Genomic DNA, 23,989 nt, shown 5'->3' with positions numbered 1-23,989 from the left:
TGTAGAGAGATCATCGCGTAGCGCGTCCGACGTGGCAGTGTCAACCCAGAGACTGGCCCGAGTCGGCAACACATCGGCGACGACCCAGCCGGCACGCTCACCCCAACGCAATCGATTGGGCCAGCCGTAGCGCCTTGCCATCGTACCCGGCCGGTGAGCGTTCAGCGTCGAGCCATTCTCGCCTTCGTTTCTATCGGCCTGACCCGCGACATCGGCCAGTGCAGACGACGCCTCCCAGTGCAAACGCAGACGTCGAACCGCATGTCGCGCTAGATCCGGATCGGCCGCAACGACCGCCACAAAATTGCCGAGCTCGACAACGGCGACTTGGGCCGACCATTCGCCTAGCGAGGCGTGGTCGATATCCAGCAACCTCGAGCAGTTGAAGTCCCCTTGGTGAAAACTGACCGAGGGTGGTCGAATGACCACGGCGTAGCGCAGAAGACCGAGCCGATCGTCGAAGTGACCAGGAAGTGGCGGACGCCCGGCACGCGAAGCAGACGGCGACCTCATTCGACCTCGCTCGGCGCCATGCCGGCTGCATCGAGCTCGGCAGCCAGCATGGCGGCTTCAAGAATTTCGACATGGGTTCCACAGCGACAGAGATTATAATTGAGCGCACTGACAATCTTTTCACGCGACGGTCGCATGCAGTGATTGAGCAGACCTCGCACCGTCATGATCATACCGTTGAGGCAGTAGCCACATTGCGCCGCCTGACAATCGATGAAAGCGGTCTGCACCGGATCGAGCTGCCCCGATTCACCTAGGCCCTCGAGCGTGACGACATCGCGACCAGCCACGGCGCCCAGAGATATCACACAGGCGCGGGCCACGCGCCCTTCGATCAGAACGCTGCAGGCACCGCACTGCCCCAGACCGCAACCGTATTTAGGGCCATTGAGACAGAGGTCGTTGCGTAAAACTTGAAGTAATGGCGTCGCAGGGTCGAGCGGCAGATGCCGCATTTCACCATTGACCCGCAAAGCAATGCTGTCCGTCATGCCGCTCTCGATTGGGATTGTTCGTAGATTTGGCACTACCGTGGTGCAAACTCGTAAGCACTGTGCATTTATAGTGCTTACGCCTTAAATGACGCGTTTTGAATTTATACCATCCTCCAGGAGCGTAAAACAAGGTGTTTGAAAAACTCGCAATTTTTTATATTTAACAACAAAAACAGCAATTTACACAAAACCCAATGTTCAAACCGACTCCCGTAACGCTCTGACAAGGAATTGTTGACTTATAAAAAACCAGCGTATACGTTCTTTTTAGAAAGTAAAACGCTTGCTGCACAAAACAGTAATCGCAAGAGCTGAGTCTTGTCGGGCGCTCGACCAAGTCATGCCTGACCGCGAAACATTGCCTAACGACAAAATATCGAGGACAGAACAATGAGCCAGAAACCGATGTCACCGAAACTCCGCGTGGCGGTCATCGGCGCCGGCCTGGGTGGCGCAGCCGCTGCAGCGCTGCTTCAGAAAGCAGGTTACCCAACCCAGGTCTACGAACAGGCACCTGAATTCTCACGCCTGGGTGCCGGCATCCACCTGGGCCCCAATGTCATGAAAGTGATGCGTCAGATCGGCATCGAAGGACAGCTTGAGTCGATGGGCTCACATCCGGATTACTGGTTCAGTCGAGATGGCGTAAGCGGCGACTATCAATCGCGCATTCCGCTGGGAGAATTTGCGAAACGGGAGTACGGCGCCGCCTATATCACCGTCCATCGCGGCGACCTGCATGCACTGATGGTCGAGGCACTCGATCCGAGCCAACTGCATTTCGACAAGCGCCTGACGAGCGTCGACGACACCGGTCGCGAAGTGATCATGCGCTTCGCGGACGGCAGCACGGAGACGGCGGACTTGGTCGTCGGCGCCGACGGGGTCAACTCACGCATTCGCGAGACGCTGCTGGGCGAAGAGGACCCAACCTACAGTGGCTGGATTGCCCATCGCGCCATCATCGATGCGGAAAAGCTAAAGGCCTACGATCTCGATTTCGAGCAGTGCGTGAAGTGGTGGTCACCTGATAAGCACATGATGGTCTACTACGTCACCGGCGATCAGCACGAGTACTACTACGTCACAGGCGTCAAGACACCCGACTGGGATCACGCCGCGTCGTTCGTCGATAGTTCGAAAGAAGAGATGCGCGAAATCTTTCACGACTACCACCCGGTGGTTCAGGCGTTGATCGACTGCACCGAATCGGTAACCAAATGGCCATTGCTCGAACGCAACCCGTTGCCGATCTGGCATAAGGGGCGTCTGGTGCTACTCGGCGACGCCTGCCACCCGATGAAACCTCACATGGCACAGGGTGCGGCCATGGCGATTGAAGACGCCGCCGTGCTGGTTCGCAGCCTGGAAGCGATCGGCGCCGAGCATTACACCGACGCTTTCGAGCTCTACAAGACCAACCGTTTCGAGCGCGCATCACGGGTGCAGCAGGTCTCTCATGACAACACTTGGCTGCGGCACGACGAAGATCCTGCATGGGTCTTCGCGCATGATGTGACCACTCAGGAACTCAAGTCGCCCTGATCGCCTTGCCCCACAGCCATGGCTGAAACCCAGGCAAAATAACATCGGCCAGAGCATCGGCGATCTCCAGGCTCTGTACGAAAAGTCCGGGAGCGATGACCGGACAAGGCAGGAAAGGTACCAACAAGAACAAATGACAACGAAGATTCGATGCCGCCCGAAGCTCTCATGGCAGCACGATGAAGATCCGGCGCCACGGCTGCCAGCTCGACGATCGCATCAGATTGGCGGTGGCAAACAACAATAGCAACAACAACGATTGGGAATCGCTATGTCCATCCCCTCCTCGGTGGGCGGCACTGCAGAGGTGTCATCCCATGACGAACTCTACCAACGCGTGATCTGGCGCCTGATTCCGCTGTTGGGATTGTGCTATCTGACGGCCTATCTCGATCGGATCAACATCGGTTCCGCCAAGCTGCAGATGGCCGAGCAGCTTTCGTTCAGCGAGACCGCCTACGGTCTCGGCGCCGGGTTGTTTTTCGTCGGCTACATCCTGTTCGAGGTGCCAAGCAACGTCGTGCTGGAGAAGGTCGGCGCACGGCTATGGCTCGCCCGCATCATGATCAGTTGGGGCATCCTCTCCGGTCTGACGATGCTGGTAACCCAGGCTTGGCAGTTCTATCTATTGCGCTTCTTGCTGGGTGCGGCGGAAGCTGGATTCCTGCCCGGTGTGCTGTTCTATCTGACCGGCTGGTTCCCCTCTTGGCGCCGAGGCCGCATCATCGCCCTATTCATGATCGGTCTGCCACTCTCAAGCCTCGTCGGCGGGCCGGTCTCCGGCTCGATCATGGCCCATGCGGATGGCTGGCACGGGCTGTCCGGCTGGCAATGGCTATTCCTGCTGGAAGCGATTCCCACCGTTCTACTGGGACTGATATTGCTGATCGCGTTACCCGATACCCCGCATCGGGCCAAATGGCTAAGCGACGACGAGCGCGACATCCTGGCGCGGGAGCTGGCCCGCGACAATGCCACCAACCCGAGCCAGCAGACCACCTTTCACGACGGTTTCTTCAATCTGAAGGTGTGGATGCTGGGTGGTATCGATTTCGCCATTCTGCTGAGCGCCTACGCCATCGGTTTCTGGCTACCAACGTTCATCCGCAACGCCGGCGTGACCGAAGCTTCGACCATTGGCTGGCTGACCTCGATTCCCAGCCTGGCCGGACTGATCGGCATGCTGCTGGTCGGCTTCAGTTCGGACCGCCACCGTGAACGCCGTTGGCACATCATCGTACCGTTTCTGATCGGCGCGACGGCGATGTCACTGAGCACGCTATTTGCCCACGACGCCGTGGCGACCGTGATCGTGTTCGCCATCGCGTCCTGCGCGATCATGGGAGCGATCCCGGTCTTTTTCAGCCTGCCGGCGACCTTCCTCAAGGGGCAAGCGGCGGCGACGGGGTTCGCGCTGGCCTGCTCGCTGGCCAACATTGCCGGCCTGGTCAGCAATTCGCTGATGGGCTGGATTCTCGACCTCACCGGGAGCAACGTGATCGCCCTGCTTTGCTTCGCGGCGACTCTGCTGCTGGCCTGCCTGCTGGTCATTGCCCTGCCCAAACATCAGGTCAACCGTTGAACCGCTCGTTCTGTTCTTACTCCGTGCCGCGAGGAGTACCATCTCCTACCATGCCATATCGACGGCCTTGACACCGCCCTAGATGGCACGCTGCCAAGTCGCGTTTTGGAGATAGCGCAGGCCTCCGTGCCACTCTGGTAGCCCGGTTGCGTGACGGTACTCTCAGCGCCCGCGCTCAAAGTGCGCTATCTCTACGACGAAACCAGGACAAAAACCAATAAGGACATTCGAGCCATGACCCCAGAAAATCGCAACGTCCCCCAAGCCTGGCAGCTCGATCCTTTGGTATTGGACGACCAGATCCGCGCTTTCCTGCGCGAAGACATCGGCTATTTCGATCTCACCGCCACGCTACTGATCGACGCCGAGCTGCCCGCCCGCTTCGAGATGCGCGCCCGCGAGCCGATGACGCTGGCTGGCCTTGCTGCTGCCGCTCGCGTGTTCACCTTCTACGATGCCAGCATCAAGGTCGAAGTGCTGGCGAAGGATGGCCAGCAGGTCGACAAAGGCACCACGTTGCTCAAGATCGAAGGACCGGCGCGCAGCATCCTGACCGCCGAGCGTACGGCACTGAATCTGGCCCAACACCTTTCCGGCATCGCCACCGTCACCACTACCTACATCGAGCGTATCGCCGGCACTAGGGCGCAACTGATCGACTCACGCAAGACCACGCCGGGCCTGCGTGCCATGGAAAAGCATGCCGTGGCCTGCGGTGGTGGGCGCAATCACCGCCTGGGTTTGGACAACGGCATCATGCTCAAGGACAACCACATCGCCGTCTGCGGCAGCATCACCGTCGCCGTTGCCCGAGCCAAATCCAGCGTGCCGGTACTGACCAAGGTCGAGGTCGAGTGCGACCGTCTCGATCAAGTGGAGGAAGCGCTGGCCGCCGGCGCCGACGTGATCATGCTCGACAACATGTCGGTGGAAGAGATGCAGCGCGCCGTGACCATGGTCGATGGTCGCGTCCTGCTGGAGGCTTCCGGCGGCGTGCGTCTGGAGACCATCCGCGCCATCGCCGAGACCGGCGTCGATTTCATTTCGGTCGGGCGCATCACGCAGTCCTCGCCGGCGCTGGACATCGGTCTCGACGATGCGGAGTGAACGGGATGCGTTCGGATAATCCACCATGCGGTTTACTGGTATTGATTGTCGGCCCCAGCGGGGCCGGCAAGGATACCCTGATGGAGCGCGCGCTGGCCGACTACGCCTGCACTCAACATATAATCCTGACCCGGCGGATCATTACCCGCCCCGCCGATGCGGGCGGTGAAGATCATCAGTCCATGAGCGAGTCGGATTTCGACACGGCACTGAAGACCGGCGATTTTCTGATTCACTGGCACGCTCACGGCTTGCGCTATGCACTACGTGCGGATATTCGCGACGATCTCGCGCGTGGGCGTACGGTGCTGGCCAACGTGTCGCGCAAGGTCGTAGGCACCATTGCCGAACTGCGTTTGCCGATCGCGGTGATCGAAGTCACGGCATCGCGCGAAATTCGCGCGCAGCGCCTGTCGACTCGCGGGCGCGAAACCACCAGCGACATTCTCGGCCGCCTTCAGGCGCTGGATTGGCAGGCACCGAACGGTATCGACCACTATCGCGTCGATAACGGTGTCGATCTGAATACCGGCATCGAACGCTTCCTCATCGCCCTGGCCCGTGCCTGCGGTGGCGACACGCCAATTCATCATCTGCCAATCGATACCGGCCCTCGGCTGATCGGCTTTCTCTCGCTCCGCCATCCGTTGCACGATGCTATCCAGGCGCTACCCGCACCTCGCGTCGAGGTCGACATTCTCGGTCGGCCGCTAGTGCTGGAAGTGCAGTGGGTAGACGACGACCGCTGGCTGGCTCCCAATGCCATCGGCCTAGCTCGCGCCACCCTATCCCGGCTCGGGCTGATCGCCGGCATGCCACTGCAGCTGCAACCGGCACCGCCGCCCGTCGGCGCACCGGCGCTTCGGCGCAAGCTCCGCGGCCATTCGTTGAACGAGGACGAGTTCTCCAGCGTGGTCCACGACATCGCCGACAATCGCTTCGACGAAGCGTCGACCGGGGCGTTTCTGGCCAGTCTGGCCAATCACCTCAACGACAACGAGGTTATCGAGCTGACCCGCGCCCGCGCGCGTATTGCCCAGACGCTGCACTGGGACCGTCCGATGGTGGTCGACAAGCACTCGATGGGCGGGTTGCCCGGCAGCCGCATCACGTTGATCGTGATTCCGATCGTCGCAGCCCATGGCCTGATCATCCCCAAAGCCTCCTCACGCGCGATTACCTCACCGGCGGGCACGGCCGACACCATGGCGCTGTTCGCCGACGTCGAACTCGGGCCGGACGATGTCCGCCGTGTCGTCAACGGGGCCAACGGCTGTATCGTCTGGAACGGACGTCTGTCGCATACGCCTTTCGACGACATGACCAACGCCATCGTGCGCCCGCTGGATCTGGACTCGGCGCGAATGAGCGTGGCCTCTATCCTGTCCAAAAAGCTGGCCGCCGGCGTGACCCATCTGGTCGTCGATCTACCGACCGGCCCCCAGGCCAAACTGCAGAACCAGGGAAAAGCGCAGGAGCTGAAGCAACTGATGGAATCGGTGGGTGCGGCGCTCGGCATGCGGGTACTGGCGCGGATCACCGATGGTACCCAGCCGGTGGGCAGAGGCATCGGCCCCAACCTGGAGGCGCGCGATATCCTGAAAGTGCTCGGCAACGAACCCGACGCACCGAGAGATCTGCGTGACAAGGCGCTCGATTTCGCCGGTGCACTGCTCGACTGGGCACCGGATGTGGCACCGGGCAAGGGCCGTGTGCGTGCCGAGGCCCTTCTCAGCGGTGGTGCTGCAAAAGCTCAGTTCGAACGCATCGTTGATCTGCAGGGACGACGTGCACTTCCAGCCGCTCCCGGACCTTTTCATGCCGATATCACCGCGCCGACTTCCGGACGCATTGATCATATCGATATCTGGCGACTCAATTCGATCGCTCGACTCACCGGCGCGCCAGGGGACACACTGGCCGGACTCGATCTCATCGCCAACAAGGGGAAGCGGGTCGAAGTCGGGCAGCCGCTCTACCGCCTTTATACCTCCAGCCAGAGCACACTCGACAGGGTCGTCGCCTTTGCCCTGACGGGCAATGCCTTCGAGCTGCAACAGGAGTGATGATGCCATGTCGTCGACGGACGTAAGTAACGCCGCCACGGTCGACGCCTTCGGGCGCCTGATCGGCAACCTGCTCGGCCAGAATCTCGAGGAGCGCAAACCACCCGTGGTGACATTCTGGTGTGGCGCCGGGTTCTCCAAGGCATGGGATCCGCGCTCCCCCACCGACGGTGAGCTGTTCGCCATCGATCTGGATGACATCCGTGACTTTCCCAACCTGCAGCACCTCATGCATGTCATCGGTTGGGAGGATTACCGCCACCTGGACTTCGAGCGGTTCAAGAACCTACGCTACGTGCTCGACATGCAGGTGCGCTACCCCGATATTCGCAACCGCTATTTCGACGATCAGAACTTGCGCCTGAGCATCAACGAGTTGCGGACGCTAGTCATGCGCCGCTTCACCGCCGCCTGCGATATCCATAACGTCGACGATGACAGCCTGCGCTTTACCTCGCCCTACGATAGCCGGGGCCAACGTGCCATTACCCACTTCTTCGCCGCGTTGGAAGACCATGCGAGCAGCGTGGATCTGGGTACCAACTGGCCGCTTTACCATTTCCTGACCACGAACTACGACTTCACTATCGAGACGATACTGGAACACGTCTATCGCCAGGATGCGCCAGTCTTCGGTCGCCTCTATCGCGGGGTGACACCACAGCGTATCTGTGGCGGCACGATCTGGGAGCATCTACCGCGTACCGTCGACCGCAACGTGATCAAGATCAATGGCGGATTCGAGATTCTGCCGACCGCGCAAGGCTTCGACTTCGAGTATCGCCAGCGCAGCGACGCCGAAATTCGCCAAGAGCCACCGTTGCTGATCCTGCCATCCCAGGTACAGGACTACGACGAGCCCTACTTCCATCAGGTCTTCCCCAAGGCCGTGCGTCTGCTGCGCGAGACCGACGTACTGGTGATCGTCGGCTACAGCATGCCGCAGGAAGATTCCCTAGTGCGTTTCATCCTGCGCCAACTGGCCGAAAGCCCCTTCGACGCTACCGGCAAGCACGTTTTTGTCATCGACACCAAGAATCACGCCACCATCAAATCGCGGCTGGAGGAGATGTTCTTCTATCTGCCACGTACCGGCTGGCCGCGTGAGCACTATTTCAGTGGCCGCTTCGAGGATTTCTGTCAGCGCGTCATCGAACACGGCGGGGTATCGCAATCATGAACGCGGATGCTAATTGCTCGCCGCCGTCGACAGCAGCTATAGCGACATCACTGTCGGCAAGGGATAGGCAACCCAAATATCCCAAGGACGTATCCCGGGTCAACACTGTCAGCTCTCGGAGGCGTTCATCTTTTCCAGCAGGTGCATCAAGGCAACACGCTCGGCAGGGTTGAGCCTGCCCATCGTCATGTCGGAGATACGCTTGGCTCGAGGAACCATCGTCGCTACCAGCTCGCGACCGGCCAGCGTGATGTCAACGATCACCTTGCGTTGATCGCTCGGGTCGGAAGACAGCGAAATCCAGTCGCGCGTCTTGAGCCGTTTGATCACACCACGGATGGTCGCGGGATCGATGGCCGTCGCCTTGACCAGATCGGTCAGCGCGCTGGGGCCGTTGTCCATAATCGTACACAACGTGACAAATTGAATGGCCGTGAGTTGCCTGTCGCAGCTCTGGCTTTGAAATATCGCGGTATGCCTCTGATAGGCTCGTCGCAGGAGATGACCGACCTGCTCGGAGAATTCGTAATCCTGCTGGTGGGGCGTCGCGGTCGCTGTCGGCTCCGAATCGAAGGTATCCGGATCACCGAAGGCACGACTGAAGGAATTCGACATGATGTCACTCTATCTAAGCACCACTCTCGAAGCGCCGTTCTCCGAGCGCCGTCGATTTCGTCACGACGACCGGCTTGGCACACAAAAGAAAAGGTTCGTGCATGGCTGTAATTTCAGGCGCAGTCGCCGTAATTTCCTGGAAAAATGTTACACCATCTGGTCAAACTCTATCCACCTTCAAATATAAAAATTCTACATCTTGCTGTTTTATATTAATTAATCTTACATCGATGCCACAGACAAGAAATCATCGATGAAGTCAGAAACAACGACTACACGCATTTTCCGAGAATTCGTTGACGAGAATTTCGGCAACAATTTCACCCATAACAACAGAGGCCATGCGACATGACATCGCCCCCCCTACCCACTCGAGAGCATCTACTGCAGGGCGCCGATATGCTGGTGATCTATCGCGACCCGGTCGTACCGCCGAAACCCGCCGCTGGTCAGCCAGGTACGCGCTCGGATTTCATACCTACCGAGCCGGAGCTGTTCATCGCCTTGCTTGCCGACGGTCGCTTTCTTGCCTTCAACGGCCATGTCGATCTGGGCACCGGCATCCGTACCGCGCTGACACAGATCGTCGCTGAAGAGCTCGATGTCGGCGTCGAGCGCATCCACATGGTACTGGGCAATCCATTCGAGGTGCCGAACCAGGGGCCGACCATTGCCAGCGCCACCATTCAGATTTCCGCCACCCCTCTGCGCTGCGCTGCCGCCCAGGCCAGGCGACACCTGTTGGCGCTGGCTGCCCGGCGCCTCGAGATGCCGGTGGAACAGTTGCATGTCGACGACGGCGTCGTTCATGTACTGGAGAACGACGCCAGCCGTGCGACCGACGACGTAACCCGCATGCTGCGCTACGAGTCACTGCTGGCCGGTGAACGCATCGCACTCAAGGTCGACACCGAAGTTCCCACCAAAGCCAGTCGTGACTATCGAGTGGTGGGACGAAGCACACCGCGGGTCGATATCCCGGCCAAGGCCAGCGGAGAGTTCATCTACGTCCACGATGTCCGCCTGCCCGGCATGCTTCACGGACGCGTCGTGCGCGCACCTTACGTAGGGCATGATCTGGGCACTTTCGTCGGTCACGGCCTGATCGAAGCCGACGAGGCGTCGGTGCGGGACCTGCCTGGCTTCGTTGCCTTGGTCGTCGAAGGAGACTTCGTCGGCGTGGTGGCCGAGCGAGAAGAACAGGCCGCGCTCGCCGCCAAGCGACTCAAGGTTCGCTGGCGCCCGTTGCCGGAACTTCCCGATCTCGACGATCTCGAAACCGCGCTGCGCCGCCAACCGGCCAAACATCGCCCGCTGACGCAACAGGGCGATGTCGATGCGGCGCTGGCCTCGGCATCGACAGTGCTCGAACGCACCTATGTCTGGCCCTATCAACTGCACGGATCGATCGGTCCCTCCTGCTCGGTCGCCGATTATCGCAACGGTCATCTGACGCTCCATTCCGGCACCCAGAATCCCCATAGCCTGCGCGCCGATCTCGCCATGCTGCTGTCGATGGACGAAAGCCGCATCGAAATCCAGCGCCATGAGGCGGCCGGCTGTTACGGGCGCAATTGCGCCGATGACGTCGGCGCCGATGCCGCTCTGCTGTCAAGCGTTGTGGGCCGGCCGGTGCGCGTGCAGCTGGATCGCGCTCAGGAACACGGGTGGGAGCCGAAGGGAACCGCGCAGTTGATGGACGTTCGCGGTGGTGCCGACGACAACGGCGCGCTTTGTGCCTATGACTTCGTGACCCGCTATCCATCCAACGATGCACCGACGCTGGCGTTGTTGTTGACCGGCGCCAGACAACCCAGCGATATTCCTTTTCAGATGGGAGATCGAACCTCCGTTCCTCCTTATCGTTACCCGAATCTGAGAGTCGCCTGCGACGACGTCGCGCCGATCGTGCGGGCCTCTTGGTTGCGCGGGGTATCTGCGCTCCCCAACTGTTTCGCCCACGAGAGCTTCATCGATGAACTGGCCGAACGCGCTGGCGTCGATCCGGTAGAATATCGGCTACGCTATCTGGAACCCCGGCCGCAGGGCCTGGTACGGGCAGTCGCCGAGCGTACGCGTTGGTTCGATCGCTCTCGCAGCGAGCAGGAGGAAGGTTGGTTTGAAGGGCATGGCTTTGCCTATGGCCACTATGTCCATAGCAAGTTTCCGGGCTTTGGCGCAGCCTACGCGGCCTGGGCCGTTACCTTAAAGGTCCATCGCGAGAGCGGACGCATTCGCATCACCCGGATTGTCGTGGGACAAGATGCTGGACTGATGATCAATCCGGCTGGTGTACGTCATCAGGTGCACGGTAACGTCATTCAGACACTGAGCCGCACGCTCAAGGAGCAGGTAAGCTTCGAAAAGGGGTTACCGATCAGTCGCGAATGGGGCGGTTACTCGATTCTGCGCTTCGACGAAGTGCCACCGATCGATGTGCTGCTGCTTGATAATGCCAACGGGGAACCGCTGGGCGTCGGCGAATCCGCCTCGCTGCCGGGTGCTCCGGCAATCGCAGCGGCACTATATGACGCGACGGGTGCACGTTTTCGCCAACCACCGTTCACGCCGGAGCGAGTCAGGAATATCCTCTGTGCCAATGAGTGTGTTACCACCGCGGTTTGAGCACCAGCCTCGAAAGCTTGCCGATCGGTCACCAAGGATACGTTCCCCCCATGCAACACATTGATCTCCAGGTCCTCGAGGCGGCTCTCGAATGGGCCAATGACGGCAAAACGATCTGGCTCTGCAGCGTTCTGGCGACGTTCGGCTCATCGCCGCGCGAACCGGGCTCGATGCTGGTCGCGAAAGCGGAAGGCAGCCATGTCGGCTCGCTCTCCGGCGGCTGCATCGAGGAAGATTTTCTCGGCAGGATCGCCGAAGGACATTTCGGCGAAGCGCTGTCGGTGGTTCGCTACGGCGAAGGGGCCGACGAATCGCCCCAGGTCTCGCTGCCCTGCGGCGGGATTCTGGATGTGCTCGTCGAGCGCCTGACGCCGGATGTCGAGACCCTGACACAGCTGGAAGTGCTTCACTCGACCCTACTCGGCCAGCGCTCGCTGGTGCGCCGAATCGATCTGGAAAGCGGTCGCAAACGCTTCGTCGAAGCCGGCGAGAACGGCCCTCGTGTCGAGCGCGATGGCGAGGTCATACACCTTCGCGTGGGGCCCGCGCTACGCCTGATCATCGCCGGGATCTCGCCGGTTTCCCGCTTCTGCGCCGAATTCGCCCGTGCGCTGGGCTTCGAGGTGATCGTCTGCGATCCCAGGGAAGAGTCCCGGCGCGATTTTTCTATCGAGGGTATCGAGCTGCAGTCGGTGCTGCCATCGCTGTTCATCGGTTCCGGCGCAGCTCATGCCGCCACCGCCATCGTCGCGCTGACCCACGACCCTCGGATCGACGATCTGGCCATGATCGAAGCCGTGCGAACGCCAGCGTTCTACATCGGCGTGATGGGCTCGAAACGCACTTCCGAAAAGCGGGCCAAACGCCTCAAGCGCTCAGGCGGGCTGGATGACGACGCCATCGCGCGCATCCACATGCCGATCGGGCTCCACCTCGATAGCAAGACGCCCGCCGAGATCGCCCTCGCCGTCGTCGCCGATGTGCTCCGCGTGCGGCGCGGCAAGTCGCGCCATGAACTCTGAACCACAGTCCGAACAGATAGCCGTCATGGCGCTGGTCATGGCGGCCGGCGTCTCCCGGCGCTTCGGCGAGGACAAGCGCAGGGTCAGGCTGAAGGATGGTCGAACCCTGCTGGAAACCACGCTGACGATGGTCGCCAGGGTCTATCCCCACTGGTGGCTAGTCACGCGTCCGGAAGATGACCTGGCACTGGGCGCGGCGTTCGGGCCCGGCACGCACCGGCGACTGGCCGCCGACCATGCGCGGAACGGGCTGGGGGGGAGCCTTGGTGACGCATTTCGCCATCTGCTGGTGCAGGGCGAAACGGCGATCGCGGCTGCCGTGATCCTGGCGGACATGCCGTGGTTGCAAGCCACCACCTGTGGGCAACTCAATCATCACGCCCGTGCCGAACGCATCGTCCTCCCCTGCCATGAAGGAAGACGCGGCCACCCAGTGCTGTTCGGGCGAGACTTCTGGCCGATGCTCGCCGAGCTGCAAGGTGGCGAGGGCGCCAGGAACGTCGTGCAGGCCAATCAGCAGGCCGTATCGGTCGTCGATGTCGGCGACGACGGCATCTGGCGGGATATCGATACGCCGCAGGACTTGCACGGTCCGCCATGAAGGCGACGTTCTGTCAGCCGAAGAACTTGTCCCAGGCCAGCAGCCCCCAAGTTACCGCCGCCATTCCCAGCGCCAGCATCACCGCCGCCGAGCCGATATCCTTGGCGCGTCCCGAAAGCTCGTGATGTTCCGGGCCGATCCGGTCGACCACGGTTTCCACCGCGCTGTTGAGCAGCTCGACGATCAGCACGAAGATGCAGCTGCCGACAAGCACCAGCCACTCGACGGGATTCTTGCCGATCCACCAGGCAAAGGGCAGCAGCACGATGCAGAGCGCCACTTCCTGGCGGAAGGCGGTCTCGTTGCGGAATGCCGCCACCAGCCCCTTCAGTGAGTATCCGGTGGAGTAGATCAGGTGGCGAAAACCGGTATCGCGAGATTTCATGGATGTCCGTTGCAGTCGGGTTGGCGACTGCCCTCTAACGTGACCGAGTATCGGCGCGCTGCCGAGTATAGGCGACGATGGTAGCAGAGCCGCATGACGACATCATCGCCGTTACGTAACGCTCTCGACTCACGGTGTCCCAATCGACGCGGCGTCTCTGGCTCCTTCGCCGCACGGCCTTTATGCTTGCGCTACACCAATATGATGCCGCGTCACGTTTCCAACGGGGTCAACCATGTCCGAATCCAACCCGCTCTATCCGCCTATCGAACCTCACGCCAGCGGCCACCTGGACACCGGTGACGGCCACCAGGTCTACTGGGAGCGCTGTGGCAACCCGGACGGGAAACCGGTGGTCTTCCTCCACGGAGGACCGGGCGGGGGCTGCAAGCCGATCCACCGCCAGCTGTTCGACCCCGCGCGCTACGACATCCTGCTGTTTGATCAACGCGGCTGTGGCCGCTCGACACCACATGCCAGCCTCGACAACAACACCACCTGGACGCTGATCGAGGATATGGAGCGCCTGCGCAAGATGATCGATGCCCAGCAGTGGCAGGTCTTCGGGGGCTCCTGGGGATCGACGCTGGCACTCGCCTACGCCGAGCGACATCCAGCCCGCGTCAGTGAATTGATATTGCGCGGCATCTTCACCATGCGCCAGCAGGAGCTCGACTGGTTCTACAAGAGTGGCGCGCGCAACATGTTCCCCGAAAAATGGGAGCGTCTGGTGGAAATTCTTCCTGAAGAGCAGCGCGACGATATCATTCCTGCCTTCCATGAACTGCTCAAGGGCGACGATATCGAACGCCAGCTCGAGGCGGCCCGGCGCTGGAGCGTGTGGGAAGGCGAGACCTCGAAGCTGATGCCGGTCGACGCCACGGCCTCGCATGCCGCCGACCATTTCGCCCTGGCTTTCGCGCGGATCGAAAACCACTACTTCATCAACAAGGGCTTCTTCGAGTTCGATGACCAGTTATTACGCCAGGCCGACCGCCTCGCCGGCATTCCCGGCGTCATCATTCATGGCCGCTACGACATGGTCTGCCCACTCAAGAACGCCTGGGATCTGGCGAAGGCGTGGCCCGATGCGACGCTCGAGATCGTCGAGGCAGCCGGCCACGCTTTCAGCGAGCCGGAGATCATGTCCACGCTGGTAAGGGCGACCGATCGATTCGCTGACCGCGTATGATTCGGGGACGTGGGGCGCGACCATGGACACGAATGAAGAACGGGAAGCTGGCAGTTTCCCGTTCTTGCGAGCCGTGCCGACTCAGTTCTGGGGGCGTTGCTTGGTGGCGTCGAGCCCCGTCTTTTTCTCGGTGGTTAGCTTGGTGATCTCGGCAGAACTCTTGATGGCGCGGTCGAAGACGTCTTTCAGGTCAGCCATTGTCCCGGTACTGCCCAGCGCACCATTGGCGGCGTCCTGAAAGTTCCAGTGACCGGACAGACCATCCGCGTTCGGATTGTCGAGGGTCTCGATGGCAGTGTAGACATCGGGGTGGCTCAGCATATAGCTGGCGGCTGCGGAAACCTCCGGCGGCGTATCGCCGCTGGTGTCGTTGGCCAGCGCCTCGAGATCGCTTTTCCACACCGCCCCACCATGGTTCTTCACGTAGTCCGCAAGGATCTTGCTGGACTGGGCGACGGTGAGTTGATCTTCGAAGGAAGAGAAGGAAGAAGGCTGGTTGGCGGGACTGTCACCCGTCGGTGTCACAGTAGACATCGGTTTTTCCCCTGGCAGAAGTTCGTTTCGATGATTTTGGCGCGGTTCCATGACATCGGCATGAACCTCGCGCATTCTGCTGGCTCCCCGTGCAACGGGGACGAACTCGATTATGAAACGTCGCAAGCGCCGCGAGGGAGCCGAAACGTGTCATTGATCGACACAATGAAAACGAACCGTCATAGGGCGTAACCTAAAGATACGTCACGCCGATTGACGAACCACCCGGACGTCGTGGTTCACGCCGGCATCGTCTCCTCGACCGCGAGATCGATGATCGTCGCCGCAACGGCCTGCGCCCGCAGCACCAACGTTTCCAGCCGGCAGTACTCGTCGTCGGTGTGCATCTTGGCGCCCACCGGGCCGGTGCCGCAGAGCGTAGGAATACCGAGGCTCGCCGTGGTCCCCGCATCCGAACAGCCGCCGGTGAACTCGCCGCCGACGTTGAAGCCAAGCTTCTCGGCCTGGGCCCGGTAGCGCGTGAACAGCGCCTCGCTCATGGCCGGCTCCATCGGCAGGAAGCCGGAGGTCTGACGGATCGTCGCCCGGGTGCCGGGAATCTCCTCCTCGGCGATGATCGTCTCGATCGCCGCCAGCAGGTGGACGCGCTGCTCGTTGGTCACGAAGCGCGTATCCAGCTGTGCCGTAGCCCGAGGCGCCACGGTATTGCGCGAGACGCCCCCCTCGATTAGACCAACGTTGGTGGTCACCCCGCTGTCGTAGTCGGTCAGCGTGTGCAGCTTGACGATCTTGCGCGCCAGCGCCTCGATGGCGCTGGCGCCGTCGGCATGGCTGACACCGGAGTGCGCCGCCTTGCCGGTCACTTCGATCAGAAAGGCCGCTCCGCCCTTGCGACCGGTGACCACGTTGCCGCTGATTCTGCCGGGCTCGGCGTTGAGCACGGCACGTGCGCCGCTGGCCGCTTCGCGAATGAACGCCGTGCCATCCCGCGAGCCGATCTCCTCGTCCGCCGTGAACAGCGCACGCACTGGAAACCGCAACGGCGCCAGCCGCTTGATCGCCCGCAGTACGAAAATATTGAGCACCAGCCCGGATTTCATGTCGGCAACACCAGGACCGAAAGCGGTATCGCCCTCGCGGGTGAAGCCGCGCTCGGCGACGGTGCCGGTCGGGAACACCGTATCGCGATGCCCCATCATCAGCACGTGACCGACGCTCGCATCGCTGCCATCCCCTTCCAGCCGCGCCTCGAGAATATCGCCAGCGTCCGGGCGCGGCGTGCGCGTCACGGCAATCCCGTCGGCTTCCAGCCAGCCCACAATGACGTCCGCCACCGCGTCGGTGCCGGCCTTGTCATAGCTGTTGGAATCGATATCGACCAGTGTCTGCAGGCAGTCGACCATCTCTGCCTGCTGATCGGCCAGCCAGTCGCAGGCCGTCGCCATCATCGTCTCCGCCTCGGTCAGCGATGCCATTGCTCGCGCTCCTTTAGTATGTCCTGCCCGTGTTCGGCCAGATCCCACCATAACCCGGCCATGATACCCAGACCTTCCCGTACGATGCTCGCCAGAGCGTGTTCATCCGGCGCGTGCTGCGAACACGCCGGATAGGAGTGCGGCACCCACAGCGTGGGCAACCCCAGCGTCTCGGCGAAGACATCGTTGGGCAGCGAGCCCCCCAGATTCGGCAACAGCGTCGGCGTCTTGCCGCTGGATTCACGCATCGATGCCAGTGCCCAACTGACCCACGGATCCGTCGGGTCGAGTCGCGTCGCATTCATCTGCGACATGCGCGCGCTGCTGGCCTCGACATCCTCGAAGCCGTGGGCGTCGAGGTGCTGACGTAGATGATCGAGGAAGCGTTCCCGCTCACTGCCGACAACGAAGCGCAGCTGACAGTGCGCGTAGGCCTCTCCGGGAATGGCGTTGGCCGGCGCGTCCGGGTTGCCTGCCTTGATCGCCAGCAGCTCCAGGGTATTCCAGGCGAACAGCCGTTCCGCCGGTAACAGTCCCGGCTCGCCCCAGCTCGCGTCGATCTCCGGATCGCCTGGCGTCGCACCGACCTCGAGCGACGCAACGGCCTCCTTCACTGCGGCAGGAATGGCCGGCGGTCGCAGACCGTCGATCAGGATCTTGCCATGGGCGTCGACCAGCGTCGCCCAGGCGTTGGCGAGCCGGGTGGCCGGATTGGAGAGGACCCCGCCCCAGTTGCCGGAGTGATGAGCGCCGTCGCGAGCACGCAGGCGCAAGTCGAAATTGAACGAGCCGCGGGACCCCAGGAACAGCGTCGGTGAATCCGCCGACAGTCGCGGGCCGTCGGAGGCGATGAACAGATCTGCCGACAAGCGATCACGATAGGCTTCGCAGACGGCCTTCAAACCTGGCGAGCCGGTCTCCTCCCCCATCTCCAGAATCAACTTGACGTTGTAACCCAGCCTGCCATCGCGCGCGTCGATGACGCTCTTCAGCGCCGCGAAATTGAGGGAGTGCTGGCCCTTGTTGTCGGCGGTGCCGCGCCCGTACCAGCGCTCGCCTTCGACCACGATCCGCCAGGGCGAAAGCCCTTCCCGCCACTGCCCATCGTAACCCCGCACCACATCGCCGTGGCCGTAGGTCAACAGTGTCAGCGCCGCCTCGGCTTCGATGCGCTCGGCCAGCAGAAACGGCCCGAAGCCCGCAACCGGGTTATCCACGATCTCCCAGGTGAATCCCAACTTCTCGATATCGGGAATCACGAAGTCGGTCAGGTAACGTCGCAGTTCGCTGCCACGATCCGGCTCCTGGCTTTCACTACGCACCGCGACGCGTGCATCAAGCTGGCGAAAAAACTCGCCGCTGTCGAAGGCTTGCCAGGCGTGCTGCAGCGCTTGTGGTCGCGCCATGAATCTCTCCTCGTTGACTACGAAATAGGGGTGAACGGGTCGCAGGTCGCGACGAACGAACTCAGGCAAAATGGCAGGCGACTCGGGCGTTATCGCCCTGGATATCTTCCAGTCGCGGGCGCGTTTGACGGCAGAGCGCCTGCGCCTTGGGGCAACGCGGATGAAACGCGCAGCCGGACGGTGGGTCGCTCGGGTCCGGCATAGCATCGCCCAGCCCGATATCCGGCACGCCCAACCCCGGCTCAGGAGTCAGCGCGGAATCCAGCAGCGCCCGGGTGTAAGGGTGACGCGGCGAGCCGAAGATCTGCTCCCGGGTCCCCTCCTCGACGATGCGCCCCAGATACATCACCGCCACTCGATCGACCAGATGCTCGACCACCGCCAGATCATGACTGATGAACAGATAGGTCAGCCCGAACTCGGCCTTGAGATCGAGCAGCAGGTTGAGGATCTGCGCCTGGACCGAGACGTCCAGCGCCGAGGTCGGCTCGTCGCAGATAACGATGTCCGGACGCATGATCAGCGCGCGGGCAATGGCCACGCGCTGGCGCTGGCCCCCGGAGAGCTGGCCCGGGAACTGGTCGGCGGCGCGTCGGGGCAGCCCGACCACATCCAGGGTTTCGGCGACGCGTGCCGCCCGCTCGCGGGACGTGCCGATGCCGTGCACCTGCAACGGCAATCCGACGATCTGGGCGATTCGTTTACGCGGGTTGAGCGACGAGTAAGGATCCTGAAAGATCGGCTGGATATGACGCGCCAACGCTTTCTGATTCGCCCCCCGTAGCGGCTTGCCATCGACCAGCACGTCGCCGTCGCTCGGCGTCGTCAGTCCCAGCAGCATCTTGGCCAGCGTGCTCTTGCCGCAGCCCGACTCGCCCACCAGCCCCATGACTTGCCCCCGCGGGATCCGCAGCGAAACATCGCTGACCGCACCGAGCGTGCGTCCACGCTTGAACAGTCCAGCGCCCAGCGTGAAGGTTTTCGAAAGTCCGCAAAGCTCCAGGGCCGGCGTCGACGCTCGCGCAGTCCGAGGCGCCATGGACGGGTCAGGTATTTCCAGCGCAGGGCGAGAGCCGGCGACCTCGGTGGTCGAATGTGCGCTCATGAACTCATCTCCGGTTGAAGCGGTACCGGTACCGGGCGATCGGCATAGTGACAGCGGGCTCGGTGATCGCCGGGTAGCGACATCAATGGCGGGGTCTGTTCACAGGTCGGCTGCGCCTGCGGGCAGCGATTGCGAAAGGCGCACCCCTCGACGTGCCCGACCAGGCTGGGCACGACGCCCGGAATGGCCTGCAGCCGACTGCCGGGCGGCGTCTTGCCCGGCGCGGGAATGCAGCTCAACAGCCCGCGGGTGTAGGGATGAGCCGGATTGGCATAGAGTGCCGGCGTGGGTGCCGATTCGATCACTTCGCCGGCGTACATCACCGCCACCCGATCGGCGATGCGCGCCACGACCCCAAGGTCGTGAGTGATGAAGATCACCGCAGTGCCGAACTCCTGCTGCAGCTCCCGCAGCAGACGCAGGATCTGTGCCTGGATCGTCACGTCGAGCGCGGTGGTCGGCTCGTCGGCGATGATCAGGTCCGGCTCGCACATCAGCGCCATGGCGATCATCACGCGCTGGCGCAGCCCGCCGGAGAGCTGATGCGGATACTGGTTCAAACGGTCTTTCGCGGCGCTGATGCCGACGCGCTCCAGAAGATAGATCGCCCGCTCGCGCGCCTCCTGCCGGCTGACGCCGCGATGACGGATCAGCCCTTCGCAGAGCTGGTTGCCCAGCGTGTAGGCAGGGTTGAGCGCAGTCATCGGCTCCTGAAAGATCATCGCCATGCGCGCCCCGCGCAGATCGCTGCGGCGACGCTCGGAGAGCGTGGTCAGATCGATGCCATCGAACTGGAGATGATCGGCACTGAGCCGGGACTTGCGAGGCAGCAGCCCCATCAGGGCCAGCGAGGTCATCGACTTGCCACAGCCGGACTCCCCCACCAGGCAGAGCATTTCGCCGCGCTCGACATGAAAATCGATCCCGCGTACGGCGTGCAGCGTCCCTGCTTCGACCGGCAGATCGACGCGCAGGTTTTTTACTTCGAGTAGGTTGTTCACCTCGAGTCGCGACATCAGTTGCGCCCTCCCGGTGCGTTGAGATCCCGTAATCCGTCGCCGAGCAGATTGATCGCCAGCACCAATACGAACAGCGCGATACCGGGAATCGCGATGACCCAGGGTTGGAAGAACATGTAGGCCTTGCCTTCGGCGACCATCAGTCCCCATGACGGCAGCGGCGGCTGCACGCCCATGCCGAGAAACGACAGCGTCGCCTCGAGCAGGATCGCGTGAGCCATTTCCAGGGTCATCACCACGATCAGGGAACCGGCGATGTTGGGCAGCACTTCGCGCAGCAGGATGTAGGGCAACGAACAGCCCAGCGTGCGTGCCGCGTAGACGTACTCGGCATCGCGCATCTGCTGGGTGACCGAACGCGAGACGACCGCGAAGCGGTCCCACAGCAGCAGCCCCAGCAGCAGGATCACCGTGGTCAAGGAGCCACCGGTCAGCGAGGCCAGCGCCAATGCCACCAGCACCACCGGCATCGCCAGCCGCGTGGTGATGATGTAGCTGATGACCGCATCCACGCGCCCGCCGAAGTAGCCGGCCAGCACGCCCAGCGTGGTGCCGATGACGCCGGAGATCAGCGCGACCACCAGTCCGATGGTCAGCGAAATGCGGGTGCCGAAGAGCAGACGGCTCAAGGTGTCGCGGCCCAGCTTGTCGGTGCCCAGCACGTGTTCCCATGAACCCTCGGCATGCCAGACCGGCGGGACCATGCGATTGGCGATGTCCTGGTGGTACGGGTCGTGCGGTGCCAGCAGCGGCGCGAAGATGGCAATAAGCACCGCCAGCCCGACCACGATCAGGCCGATCGCCAAGCCACGATGGCCGAACAGTCGCCGCGTCACTCGCGACCAGGCCGGCGCCGGCAACGGAATCTCGCCCAGAGCGGTGCCGGACGGCGATGCTGAAGAAACGGTTGGCGAAACGTTCGAAGTCGTCATGTCCTTCTCCTCAGCGGGTGCGAATGCGGGGATCGAGCGCGGCGTTGGCGACATCCGCCAGCAGCGTCAGCACGATGTAGAACAGCGCGATGATCAGCACCACGGCCTGCACCACGGGGTAGTCGTTGCGCGAGATGGCATCCCAGGCCAGTTGGCCCAGGCCGTTGAGCGAGAACACCGATTCGATGACCACCGAACCGCCGAGCATGAAACCGAGCTCGACGGCAGCCAGCGCGACTACCGGGATGATCGCGTTGCGCAGCGCGTGCTTGAAGATTACCGACCCCGTGCGCAGCCCCTTGGCGCGTGCCGTACGGATATAGTCGGACTCGAGCACCTCGAGCATGCCGGTCCGCGTCAGTCGCATCATCGCGGGCGTGGCGTAATAGCCCAGCGCGATCGCCGGCAGCACGAAATGCTGCCAGCCGTCGCTACCGGCGGCCGGCAGCCATTGCAGCGTCACCGCGAAGACCACGATCAACGTCAGACCGAACCAGAAACTCGGCATCGCCTGCCCGACCACGGCGAACAGCAGTGCCAGCCGATCGATCCAGGTATCGCGCTTGAGCGCCGCCAGCACGCCGAGCGGAATCGAGATGCCCACTGCCAACGCCAGTGCGAGGCCACCCAGCGTCAAGGTGATCGGCATGCGATCGACGATCAGATCGATCACCGTGCTCTGGTAGTAATAGGAGCGGCCGAAGTCGAAGGTCAGCGCGCCACTCAGCCAATCCAGGTACTGGTTGACGATGGGCCGATCGAGCCCGTAATCGACGCGGATCTGCTCGACCTGCTCGGCGGTGGCCTCCGGCCCGGCGATCGAGGTCGCCAGATCACCGGAAAGATGCAGCAGCATGAAGCTGACGATCGAGATGGTCAGCGCCACGCTCATCGCGACCAGAATCCGGCGGACGATGAAAGTGCCCATGGAACCTCCTCACGCCACGCGGCCCAGCCCTCATCGAGTCGAGGCCGCGCGGGCTGGTTATGGATATCGGAAAGCGTTACTTCCAGCTGGCCTCGGCAAAGCGCGGCAACTCATCCGGATAGGGCGTGAAGTTCAGATCGGAGGTGTAGGCGTAGTAAGTGGAGTAGGAGAATAGCGGCGCCCAATAGGCCTGCTCGGAGATTCGCTTTAGCGCCTTGCGATAGTTTTCCTTGCGGACTTCGGGGTCGACGGACGTGTCGCCGGCGTGCAGCCACTGCTGGACCTGCTCGTCCTGCCAGTGATCGTCGGCGCCGCCGCCGAAGTAAACACTGGTGAACGCGGAGACATCGTTGACCGAGTAGGAGCCCCAGGTCTTGAACGACATGTCGGTGTTGCCGCCGCGCTGCTGCTCCAGCAGGGCCGGCGAGGTCATGAAGCGTAGATTGGCGCGAATGCCGACGTTGCGCAGGTCGCCGATCATCGCCTCGGCGTAGTCCCGCTCGCGGTAGGCGTAGAGATTCAGCTCGAAGCCATCGCCGTAGCCGGCGTCCGCCAGCAGTTGACGGGCCTTGTCGGGATCGTAGGCATACTCGACCACGTCCTGGGTCTCGCAGCCGAACTGGGCTGGAAAGCATGGCGCATAAAGGGGTCGACTGCCGCCCCGCACCAGATTGTCGGCCATGCCCTGTCGATTGATCGCGTGATTGATCGCCTGGCGAACCTCGAGATGACTCAACGGCGAGTTCTCGCGCCTGGCGGCATCGAAGGAGATATAACCGACCCGCATGGTCTCGCCGCTATCCACGGTCAGGTTGGGCATTCCCTTCATCTGCTCGGCCTGATCCGCCGGGACGCGCCAGATCCAGTCGACCTGACCGGTCATCAACTGCGCCACGCGGGAGTCCTGATCGGGAATCACCTTGAACTCTAGCTTGCCGATATGTGGCGTGCCGATCGGGCTATCGGCGAAGTAGTCATCGTTGCGGACCATCTTGACGCCTTCCCCCGGCGTCACTTCGGTAATCCGGTATGGGCCGGTGCCGATCGGCTGCTTGCTGAAACCTTCGAGGCCGACTTTCTGAAAGTACTGATCCGGGAAGACCGGCAGCGGACCGGAGAGATATTCCAGTGCCGCCGGGAAAGGCCCGTCGAGATGGAAGCGGACATGGGTGTCGTCGATCTTCTCGACGCTCTTGATCCAGTCGGTGTTCTGGCGCGTGACCACCTTCGAGTCGGGCGACACCACATAGTTGAACGTGAAGACCACATCATCGGCGTTGAACGGCTCGCCATTCTGGAAGGTCACCCCCTGGCGCAGCGTCATCTCCAGGGTAGTGTCGTCGACCCAGTGCCACTCGGTGGCGAGCATCGGCTCGTAGTCGTTGGTCTCGGGGTTGCGGTAGATCAACGTATCCCACGCCAGGTGCGAGATGATCACCCCTTCCCGTAGATTGTTGTGATACGGACTGATGTTCTCGGGTTCGCTGTCGGAAGCGTAGACCAGCGTATCGTTGGCCTTGTTGGCCAGCGCGGGTAGCGACAGGCAGCACAGTGCCGTGCCAGCCACGACGTGGCGAAGCGTCAGGTTAGATCGCATTTCAACCTCATTGTTGTGTTGTTGGATGAGAGCGTGTTGTTGGACGAGCATCCGAAATACCGCCGGCGGCGACTCATTGGCGGAGGCTCTTGTGTTGTGGATCCG

The 23,989-nt window shown here is 62.1% G+C and carries 20 protein-coding genes; 9 read left to right on the top strand and 11 right to left on the bottom strand.

Annotated features, from left to right (window positions below; all coding sequences use genetic code 11):
- Nucleotides 1-509: 509 nt before the first annotated feature.
- Complete coding sequence (locus F0A16_RS00815; RefSeq protein ID WP_149433506.1) at nt 510-1,004, bottom strand: (2Fe-2S)-binding protein; 495 nt, start codon at nt 1,002-1,004, stop codon at nt 510-512.
- A gap of 393 nt (nt 1,005-1,397) precedes the next feature.
- On the opposite strand from F0A16_RS00815, the gene F0A16_RS00810 reads away from it, so the two are divergent.
- The 5 genes from F0A16_RS00810 (at nt 1,398) to F0A16_RS00790 (ending at nt 8,487) form a co-directional block, all read left to right on the top strand.
- Nucleotides 1,398-2,552, top strand: a complete 1,155-nt coding sequence (locus tag F0A16_RS00810; RefSeq protein WP_275401739.1) for an FAD-dependent monooxygenase — start codon at nt 1,398-1,400, stop codon at nt 2,550-2,552.
- Nucleotides 2,553-2,823: 271 nt separating this feature from the next.
- A complete protein-coding gene (locus F0A16_RS00805) occupies nt 2,824-4,134 on the top strand; it encodes an MFS transporter (RefSeq protein ID WP_149433505.1) in 1,311 nt (436 codons plus the stop codon).
- A 234-nt stretch (nt 4,135-4,368) separates the two neighbouring features.
- Nucleotides 4,369-5,241, top strand: coding sequence for a carboxylating nicotinate-nucleotide diphosphorylase (nadC, locus tag F0A16_RS00800; protein WP_149433504.1), 873 nt, complete (start codon nt 4,369-4,371; stop codon nt 5,239-5,241).
- Between the two features lie 5 nt (nt 5,242-5,246).
- The gene (gene phnN / locus F0A16_RS00795) at nt 5,247-7,307 is read left to right on the top strand and encodes a phosphonate metabolism protein/1,5-bisphosphokinase (PRPP-forming) PhnN (protein WP_149433503.1); all 2,061 of its coding nucleotides are present in this window, start codon (nt 5,247-5,249) and stop codon (nt 7,305-7,307) included.
- A 7-nt stretch (nt 7,308-7,314) separates the two neighbouring features.
- Complete coding sequence (locus F0A16_RS00790) at nt 7,315-8,487, top strand: SIR2 family protein (RefSeq protein ID WP_149433502.1); 1,173 nt, start codon at nt 7,315-7,317, stop codon at nt 8,485-8,487.
- Nucleotides 8,488-8,595: 108 nt separating this feature from the next.
- On the opposite strand, the gene F0A16_RS00785 is transcribed toward F0A16_RS00790, so the two are convergent.
- Entirely contained in the window at nt 8,596-9,102 is a 507-nt protein-coding gene (locus tag F0A16_RS00785) for a MarR family winged helix-turn-helix transcriptional regulator (protein WP_149433501.1), read from the bottom strand.
- Between the two features lie 348 nt (nt 9,103-9,450).
- Here F0A16_RS00785 and F0A16_RS00780 point away from each other — a divergent pair, with 348 nt between their 5' ends.
- Genes F0A16_RS00780 through F0A16_RS00770 form a run of 3 tightly spaced genes read left to right on the top strand, consistent with a single transcriptional unit; the run spans nt 9,451 to nt 13,350 of the window.
- Nucleotides 9,451-11,727 carry a xanthine dehydrogenase family protein molybdopterin-binding subunit gene (locus F0A16_RS00780; RefSeq protein ID WP_149433500.1) on the top strand — a complete coding sequence of 759 codons (2,277 nt, stop codon included), beginning with the start codon at nt 9,451-9,453 and terminating at the stop codon, nt 11,725-11,727.
- Nucleotides 11,728-11,777: 50 nt separating this feature from the next.
- Nucleotides 11,778-12,749 carry an XdhC family protein gene (locus F0A16_RS00775; RefSeq protein ID WP_149433499.1) on the top strand — a complete coding sequence of 324 codons (972 nt, stop codon included), beginning with the start codon at nt 11,778-11,780 and terminating at the stop codon, nt 12,747-12,749.
- The gene (locus F0A16_RS00770) at nt 12,739-13,350 is read left to right on the top strand and encodes a nucleotidyltransferase family protein (protein WP_187775868.1); all 612 of its coding nucleotides are present in this window, start codon (nt 12,739-12,741) and stop codon (nt 13,348-13,350) included. Before F0A16_RS00775 ends, F0A16_RS00770 begins: the two co-directional genes overlap by 11 nt.
- 13 nt (nt 13,351-13,363) lie before the next feature.
- On the opposite strand, the gene F0A16_RS00765 is transcribed toward F0A16_RS00770, so the two are convergent.
- Nucleotides 13,364-13,735 (bottom strand): diacylglycerol kinase, encoded by a 372-nt coding sequence (locus tag F0A16_RS00765; protein WP_149433497.1) that lies wholly within the window; start codon nt 13,733-13,735, stop codon nt 13,364-13,366.
- Nucleotides 13,736-13,970: 235 nt separating this feature from the next.
- Between F0A16_RS00765 and pip the strand changes: the two genes are divergently transcribed.
- Nucleotides 13,971-14,927, top strand: coding sequence for a prolyl aminopeptidase (gene pip / locus F0A16_RS00760; protein ID WP_149433496.1), 957 nt, complete (start codon nt 13,971-13,973; stop codon nt 14,925-14,927).
- Between the two features lie 81 nt (nt 14,928-15,008).
- On the opposite strand, the gene F0A16_RS00755 is transcribed toward pip, so the two are convergent.
- From F0A16_RS00755 to F0A16_RS00720, 8 genes are all read right to left on the bottom strand, one after another.
- Nucleotides 15,009-15,536: a hypothetical protein gene (locus F0A16_RS00755; protein WP_223119678.1), complete on the bottom strand. Its 528-nt coding sequence runs from the start codon at nt 15,534-15,536 to the stop codon at nt 15,009-15,011.
- 164 nt (nt 15,537-15,700) lie between these two features.
- A complete protein-coding gene (locus F0A16_RS00750; RefSeq protein WP_239023661.1) occupies nt 15,701-16,897 on the bottom strand; it encodes a M20 family metallopeptidase in 1,197 nt (398 codons plus the stop codon).
- Nucleotides 16,885-18,303 (bottom strand): M20 family metallopeptidase, encoded by a 1,419-nt coding sequence (locus F0A16_RS00745; protein WP_149433495.1) that lies wholly within the window; start codon nt 18,301-18,303, stop codon nt 16,885-16,887. The genes F0A16_RS00750 and F0A16_RS00745 overlap by 13 nt, the downstream gene beginning before the upstream one ends.
- A 61-nt stretch (nt 18,304-18,364) precedes the next feature.
- Nucleotides 18,365-19,408 carry an ABC transporter ATP-binding protein gene (locus tag F0A16_RS00740; protein ID WP_239023660.1) on the bottom strand — a complete coding sequence of 348 codons (1,044 nt, stop codon included), beginning with the start codon at nt 19,406-19,408 and terminating at the stop codon, nt 18,365-18,367.
- Nucleotides 19,405-20,424 carry an ABC transporter ATP-binding protein gene (locus F0A16_RS00735; protein WP_239023659.1) on the bottom strand — a complete coding sequence of 340 codons (1,020 nt, stop codon included), beginning with the start codon at nt 20,422-20,424 and terminating at the stop codon, nt 19,405-19,407. The genes F0A16_RS00740 and F0A16_RS00735 overlap by 4 nt, the downstream gene beginning before the upstream one ends.
- Nucleotides 20,424-21,359, bottom strand: a complete 936-nt coding sequence (locus F0A16_RS00730) for an ABC transporter permease (RefSeq protein ID WP_149433494.1) — start codon at nt 21,357-21,359, stop codon at nt 20,424-20,426. Before F0A16_RS00730 ends, F0A16_RS00735 begins: the two co-directional genes overlap by 1 nt.
- A gap of 10 nt (nt 21,360-21,369) precedes the next feature.
- Nucleotides 21,370-22,287: an ABC transporter permease gene (locus F0A16_RS00725; protein WP_149433493.1), complete on the bottom strand. Its 918-nt coding sequence runs from the start codon at nt 22,285-22,287 to the stop codon at nt 21,370-21,372.
- Nucleotides 22,288-22,363: 76 nt separating this feature from the next.
- Entirely contained in the window at nt 22,364-23,884 is a 1,521-nt protein-coding gene (locus F0A16_RS00720) for an ABC transporter substrate-binding protein (protein WP_149433492.1), read from the bottom strand.
- Between the last annotated feature and the right edge of the window lie 105 nt (nt 23,885-23,989).

Source organism: Salinicola corii (genome assembly GCF_008298015.1).
GTDB classification, from domain to species: domain Bacteria; phylum Pseudomonadota; class Gammaproteobacteria; order Pseudomonadales; family Halomonadaceae; genus Salinicola; species Salinicola corii.
The sequence above is the reverse complement of the archived record's forward strand: the minus strand, read 5'-3'. Positions and strand labels throughout refer to the sequence as shown.